Origin of the sequence: Oliverpabstia sp. (genome assembly GCF_022785585.1) — a bacterium.
Taxonomy (GTDB): Bacteria; Bacillota; Clostridia; order Lachnospirales; family Lachnospiraceae; genus Oliverpabstia; species Oliverpabstia intestinalis.
Map to the genome: position 1 here is coordinate 1 of NZ_JALFPR010000127.1, position 7,358 is coordinate 7,358.

General features: G+C 46.0%; 4 protein-coding genes and 1 tRNA gene. 4 read left to right on the top strand and 1 reads right to left on the bottom strand.

The features are described from left to right. Window positions 1–270: 270 nt before the first annotated feature. Window positions 271–354, bottom strand: a tRNA-Leu gene (locus MSA64_RS08960). A gap of 291 nt (window positions 355–645) precedes the next feature. Between MSA64_RS08960 and MSA64_RS08965 the strand changes: the two genes are divergently transcribed. From MSA64_RS08965 to arcC, 4 genes are all read left to right on the top strand, one after another. Then, complete coding sequence (locus tag MSA64_RS08965) at window positions 646–1,719, top strand: carbamoyl phosphate synthase small subunit (RefSeq protein WP_106491401.1); 1,074 nt, start codon at window positions 646–648, stop codon at window positions 1,717–1,719. Next, window positions 1,719–4,916, top strand: coding sequence for a carbamoyl-phosphate synthase large subunit (gene carB / locus MSA64_RS08970; protein ID WP_287891378.1), 3,198 nt, complete (start codon window positions 1,719–1,721; stop codon window positions 4,914–4,916). Before MSA64_RS08965 ends, carB begins: the two co-directional genes overlap by 1 nt. 14 nt (window positions 4,917–4,930) lie before the next feature. Continuing rightward, on the top strand, window positions 4,931–5,821 hold the full coding sequence (locus MSA64_RS08975; RefSeq protein ID WP_117525265.1) for an undecaprenyl-diphosphate phosphatase: 891 nt from the start codon (window positions 4,931–4,933) through the stop codon (window positions 5,819–5,821). Between the two features lie 182 nt (window positions 5,822–6,003). Beyond that, a complete protein-coding gene (gene arcC / locus MSA64_RS08980) occupies window positions 6,004–6,933 on the top strand; it encodes a carbamate kinase (protein WP_022171601.1) in 930 nt (309 codons plus the stop codon). Window positions 6,934–7,358 lie beyond the last annotated feature (425 nt).

Sequence of the window (7,358 nt, forward strand, 5' to 3'; positions counted from 1 at the left end):
TACCACAGGCACCTGAAGCCTGCGCGTCTGCCAATTCCGCCATTCCTGCACAACTTTTAATTATGAAATTCTGTATGTCTCATCGACAAAATATACTATACATGAAATTGTTGAAGTTGTCAACACTTTTCTGATAAAAAAGACAATTTATGTTAGGAATACGTGGACAGGAATCCGGAAAGGATATTGTGTGAAAAGTTGTATTATCTGGACCAAGGGAAGGGTATGATAGATAGAAACATGAGAGAACAGATCTGCATAAAAAAATAGTGCAGGAAGCGGGACTTGAACCCGCACGATATTGCTACCACAGGCACCTGAAGCCTGCGCGTCTGCCAATTCCGCCATTCCTGCACAACTTTTAATTATGAAATTGTTTGCCGCTTCGTCAGCGACAAGTGATACTATACAGTATAAAACACGAAGTGTCAATACTTTTTTATAAAAAAGATTAAAAAATATTTCTCCTGCAGAAAGCGACACTTTTCTAAAATAGAGTATTGAAATGAAAAAGACTTTGTGGTAAAATTTCTAAGATTACGCAAGGGGGAGTGATTTCACAGGAAATTTCTCCCTTTTTATGCGGAAAAAGATATAAACAGGCTGTAAACAGCCTACATAAGAAAAAAGAAAGGAAACGGAATGATGAAAGCTTTTTTAATACTTGAAGATGGACATGTATTTACCGGAACCAGCATTGGAGCCAAAAAAGAAGTCATCAGCGAGATCGTATTCAATACTTCCATGACAGGTTATCTGGAAGTACTGACAGACCCGTCTTACGCAGGACAGGCTGTATGTATGACTTATCCGCTGATCGGCAATTACGGTATTTGCTATGAGGATACGGAGTCTTTGAGACCATGGCCGGATGGATATATTGTAAGAGAACTTTCCAGAACACCAAGCAATTTCCGGTGTGAAGATACAATTCAGAACTTTCTGAAACGATTTGACATTCCGGGAATCGCAGGGATCGATACCCGCGCTCTGACCAGAATCCTGAGAGAAAAAGGAACCATGAATGGTATGATCACAACGGATGAAAATTATGATCTGGATGCTATCATTCCGAGACTGAAAGCATATACTACAGGAAAAGTAGTGGAGAAAGTAACCTGCTCCGAAAAGACCGTGCTGAAAGGCAGCGGAAAGAAAGTAGCCCTTCTGGATCTGGGTGCAAAAAACAATATCGCAAAATCTCTGAATCAGAGAGGATGCGAGGTAACCATTTATCCGGCATCCACCACAGCAGAAGAGATCCTGGCTGCAAACCCGGACGGTATCATGCTCTCCAACGGCCCTGGAGACCCGAAGGAGTGTACGGAAGTGATCAAAGAGATCCGTAAATTATATGAATCCGACACACCGATCTTTGCAATCTGTCTGGGACATCAGCTGATGGCACTGGCAACCGGTGCGGATACCCATAAGATGAAATACGGTCACAGAGGGGGCAATCATCCGGTAAAAGATCTGGAAACCGGAAGAGTGTATATTTCTTCTCAGAACCACGGATATGTGGTAGACACCGACAATCTGGATCCGAAAGTTGCCGTTCCGGCATTTATCAATGTCAACGACGGAACCAACGAAGGACTGAAATATACAGGAAAAAATATTTTTACAGTACAGTTCCATCCGGAAGCATGCCCGGGACCACAGGATTCCGGTTATCTGTTTGACCGGTTTATCAAAATGATGGGAGGAGAAGAGTAATGCCAAAAAATCCAGAGATTAAAAAAGTACTGATGATTGGCTCAGGTCCGATTGTCATCGGCCAGGCAGCAGAATTTGACTATGCGGGAACACAGGCCTGCCGTTCTCTGAAAGAAGAGGGCGTGGAAGTTGTCCTGTTAAACTCTAACCCGGCAACCATCATGACCGATAAAGATATCGCTGATAAAGTTTATATCGAGCCGCTGACTGTAGAAGTTGTGGAGCAGCTGATCCTGAAAGAAAAACCGGACAGCGTACTTCCGACACTGGGTGGTCAGGCAGGACTGAACCTGGCGATGGAACTGGAAGAGAGAGGATTCTTAAAAGAACATAATGTAAGACTGATCGGTACTACTTCCCAGACAATTAAAAAAGCAGAAGACCGTCAGGAATTCAAAGATACCATGGAAAAAATCGGTGAACCGGTTGCAGCTTCCCTGGTGGTTACAACCGTAGAGGACGGTATTGCATTTACCAATACGATCGGTTATCCGGTTGTTCTTCGTCCGGCTTATACGCTGGGTGGAAGCGGCGGTGGTATCGCTCATAACGAAGCGGAACTGATCGAGATTCTGGAAAATGGTCTGCGTCTTTCCCGTGTGGGCGAGGTTCTGGTAGAAAGATGTATCGCCGGATGGAAAGAAATCGAGTACGAAGTAATGCGTGACAGTGCAGGCAACTGCATCACCGTTTGTAATATGGAAAACCTGGATCCGGTTGGTGTACATACCGGTGACAGTATCGTTGTGGCACCGTCGCAGACACTGGGGGATAAAGAATATCAGATGCTGAGAACTTCCGCACTGAATATTATCACAGAGCTGGGCATCACCGGTGGATGTAACGTACAGTATGCGCTGAATCCGGACAGCTTCGAATACTGTGTCATCGAGGTAAATCCGCGAGTATCCCGTTCTTCCGCACTGGCAAGTAAGGCAACCGGATACCCGATCGCAAAAGTAGCTGCAAAGATCGCTCTGGGCTATACCCTGGATGAGATCCCGAATGCTATTACCGGAAAAACTTATGCAAGTTTCGAGCCGATGTTAGACTACTGTGTTGTCAAGATCCCGCGTCTGCCATTTGATAAATTTATCAGTGCAAAACGTACCCTGACCACACAGATGAAAGCCACCGGTGAAGTTATGAGTATCTGCAATAACTTTGAAGGTGCGTTGATGAAAGCCATTCGTTCCCTGGAACAGCATGTAGACAGCCTGATGTCCTACGATTTTTCCAATCTGTCCAGAGAAGAGATGTTGGAAGCTCTTCATATTGTAGATGATATGAGAATCTGGAGAATTGCACAGGCGATCCGTATCGGAATTTCTCAGGAAGAGATCCATGAGATCACCAAGATCGATCTGTGGTTTATCGATAAGATCGCGATCCTGACCGAGATGGAATATGCGTTGAAGACCAGAGAACTGGACGAAGATCTGTTGAGAGAAGCAAAACGCATGGAATTTCCGGATTATGTGATTGCAAAACTGAACGGAAAGACAGAAGAAACGGTAAAAAAAATGCGTAAAACATACGGTATCACCGCAGCTTACAAGATGGTAGATACCTGTGCCGCTGAGTTTGCAGCCACCACACCGTATTATTACTCTGTATATGGCGGAGAAAATGAAGCAGAACGCACACCGGACAAGAAAAAGGTTCTGGTACTTGGTTCCGGCCCGATCCGTATCGGACAGGGTATCGAGTTCGACTTCTGTTCTGTACACTGTACCTGGGCCTTTGCAAAAGAAGGTTATGAGACCATCATTATTAATAACAACCCGGAAACTGTAAGTACAGACTTTGATATCGCTGACAAACTGTATTTTGAGCCGCTGACACCGGAAGATGTGGAAAACATCGTAAATATCGAGAAACCGGACGGAGCAGTGGTGCAGTTCGGTGGACAGACCGCTATCAAACTGACTGAGGCACTGATGAAGATGGGTGTGCCGATCCTCGGAACATCCGCAGAAAATGTAGATGCAGCCGAAGACCGTGAGCTGTTTGATGAGATCCTGGAACAGTGCCAGATCCCGAGACCAAAGGGACAGACCGTATTTACCGCTGAAGAGGCTAAGAAAGCTGCCAACGAACTGGGTTATCCGGTTCTGGTTCGCCCTTCTTACGTTCTGGGTGGTCAGGGTATGCAGATCGCCATCAACGATGAAGATGTGGAACAGTATATCGGTATCATCAACCGGATTGCACAGGAACATCCGATCCTGGTCGACAAATATCTGGTAGGTAAAGAAATCGAGGTTGATGCGGTATGCGACGGTGAAGACATCGTGATCCCGGGTATCATGGAGCATATCGAGAGAGCCGGCATCCATTCCGGAGACAGTATCTCTGTATATCCGGCACAGACCATCAGCAAGACTGCAAAAGCTACCATCGAAGAATACACCAAACGTCTGGCAAAAGCACTGCATGTCATCGGTATGATCAATATTCAGTTTATCGTATGCGGTGAAGAAGTCTATGTCATCGAGGTTAATCCACGTTCCAGCCGTACCGTTCCGTACATCAGCAAGGTAACCGGTATCCCGATCGTTCCTCTGGCAGCAAAAGCCATCATGGGATACAAACTGAAAGATATGGGTTATACACCGGGACTGCAGCCGGAAGCAAAATATTTTGCGATCAAGATGCCGGTATTCTCCTTCGAGAAGATCCGTGGTGCGGATATCAGTCTTGGACCGGAGATGAAGTCCACCGGTGAGTGCCTGGGTATCGCAGAAAGCTTCAACGAAGCACTGTACAAAGCATTCCTTGGCGCAGGTATCAATCTGCCGAAACATAAAAATATGATCATGACCGTTCGTGATGAGGATAAAGAGGAGGCAGTTGAGATCGGAAAACGGTTTGAAGCACTGGGTTACCGCATCTATGCAACCAGAAATACAGCTAAAACGCTGCAGGAAGCCGGCGTAAAAGCAATCCGTACCAATAAGCTCGAACAGCCGTCACCAAACCTGATGGACCTGATTCTGGGTCACAAGATCGATCTGGTCATCGATACACCTTCTCAGGGTGTGGAACACGCAAAAGACGGTTTCCTGATCCGAAGAAATGCTATCGAGACAGGTGTTAACGTTCTGACTGCTATGGATACAGCCAAAGCACTGGTAACCAGTCTGGAAAATACAGATCTGAACAGGCTTACGCTGATTGATATCGCACAGATCTAAATAAAGGGGAAAATATGGATATTATCGAATTACTGAAAGTAATTTTTCTCGGTATTGTGGAGGGAATCACCGAATGGCTTCCTGTAAGCAGTACCGGCCATATGATCCTGGTGGATCAGTTTATGAAACTGAAAGTCAGTGAGGAATTCTGGCAGATGTTCCTTGTGGTCATCCAGCTGGGAGCCGTACTGGCGGTTGTGGTACTGGATTTTAAAAAATTATGGCCATTTCATAAAAATGATCCGTCCAGAGAGAGTAACTGGAACTATATCAGTACGAATGAGCGTATCGGGAAATTACAGAAATTTGCAGACAAATACATCAACATGAATAAGATCGTGCTGTGGTTAAAGATTCTGGTATCTTGTGTGCCGGCAATCATCGTGGCACTTCCGTTTAACAACTGGATCGAGAAAACATTCATGAATTACTGGGTCGTTTCCGTGATGCTGATCGTATACGGTGTACTGTTTATTGTTATCGAAAACTACAATAAAAGCCGGAAGCCCAGCAGAACAAAGCTCAGTGATATTTCTTTCAAAGATGCACTGTTTATCGGAATCTTCCAGTTGCTTGCCCTGATTCCGGGTACTTCCCGTTCCGGTGCAACCATCATCGGAGGTATTCTCCTCGGCATGAGCAGAAAACTGGCAGCGGAATATACCTTTTTCCTTGCCATCCCGGTTATGTTTGGAGCAAGCTTTCTGAAACTGATAAAATTTGGTCTGCATTTTACCGGAACAGAGGTTGTGTATCTGCTGCTTGGTATGGTTGTCGCTTTTGGCGTTTCCATTGCAGCAATCAAGTTCCTGATGGGTTATATCAAGAAACACGATTTCAAGGTATTTGGATGGTACCGGATCGCTCTTGGTGTTGTGGTACTTGCTTATTTCCTGCTTGCATAAAGTAGAAAACAGGAATAAACTAACGATAGAGGTGTTGATCTGTAACAGAAACCGGTATCGGCAGATCATAAACCGAAACCCATGTCTGTATGGAATTCGGTAAATACTGTGACAGTGACGGGTGAAATTCGCAAAAGGTATTTTTACCCGATTATGTATGAGAGAAAGTAAGAGGGCGTAACATGGAGAAGAAGAAAGTTGTCATTGCTCTGGGACACCGGGCACTTGGTAATACGTTGCCGGAGCAGAAAGAAGCTACAAAAAGAACTGCAAAAATCATTGCGCAGCTGGTAAAAGAGGGCGCAGAGGTCGTGATTTCTCACAGTAATGCACCCCAGGTGGGTATGATCCATATGGCAATGAATGAATTCGGAAAGTATCATCCGGATTATACATACGCACCAATGTCCGTGTGTTCTGCCATGAGCCAGGGGTATATCGGATACGACCTGCAGAATGCGATCCGTGCAGAACTGATGAAAGAAGGCATCTACAAACCGGTATCCACGATTCTGACACAGGTAACCGTAGACACGTATGACGAAGCTTTTGCTGAACCTGTTAAAGTCATCGGACGTGTGCTGAATGAGCAGGAAGCGGAAGAGGAAGAAAATAAGGGTAATTACGTTACCAAGATCGGTGACGGTTACCGCCGAATCGTAGCCGCACCGAAGCCACAGAAGATCGTGGAGATCGATGCGATCCGTGCACTGCTTGATGCCGGACAGATCGTTATCGCCTGCGGCGGTGGCGGAATCCCGGTTCTGGAGCAGGGTACGGAACTGAAGGGCGCAAGTGCGGTTATTGAGAAAGATTATACCAGCGGTCGTCTGGCAGAACAGTTGGATGCAGATGAACTGCTGATCCTGACCAGTGTGGAGAAGGTTTCTGTGAATTTCCACAAGCAGGATGAGGAAGAACTGGGCGAGATTTCTGTTGCACAGGCGAAAGAATATATGGCTGAGGGACAGTTCGAAGCCAACACCATGCTGCCGAAGATCCAGGCTTCTGTCGAGTTCGTGGAACAGGGCGAAGGAAAGAAGGCTGTGATTACTTCAATCGATAAGGCAGTGGATGCGTACCTTGGACGGACGGGTACAGTGATCTGCTAAGAGCGTATATTCCTTTTTTATAAAAGGGCTATCGTTTTCAAAATGAAGTGTTTTGAAGACGGTAGTTCTTTTTGATTTTCAAGGGGAATACATTATCAGTTTTAGCCAATATCAGCCGGAGAAGGGGACGGGCGGGAGCGGGGAGGGGAGGGGGGGGTGGGGTTAGGTTGGGGCAACGGGTGGGCTTGGGAACTTTGAGCTAGCCGCTAACTCCGGCTATTATTCACGAGGGTCAGCGGACCCTCGCGAAAGCCTACGTAAGCGTCGGATCTCAAAGCTTCCCCTAACCGCCCACCAGTGCGTTCGCCTCTTCCCTCCCCGCTCCCACCCGTCCCCTTCTCCGGCTGATATTGGCTAAAACTGATAATGTATTCCCCTTGAAAATCAAAAAGAACTACCGTCTTCAAAACACTTCATTTTAAAAA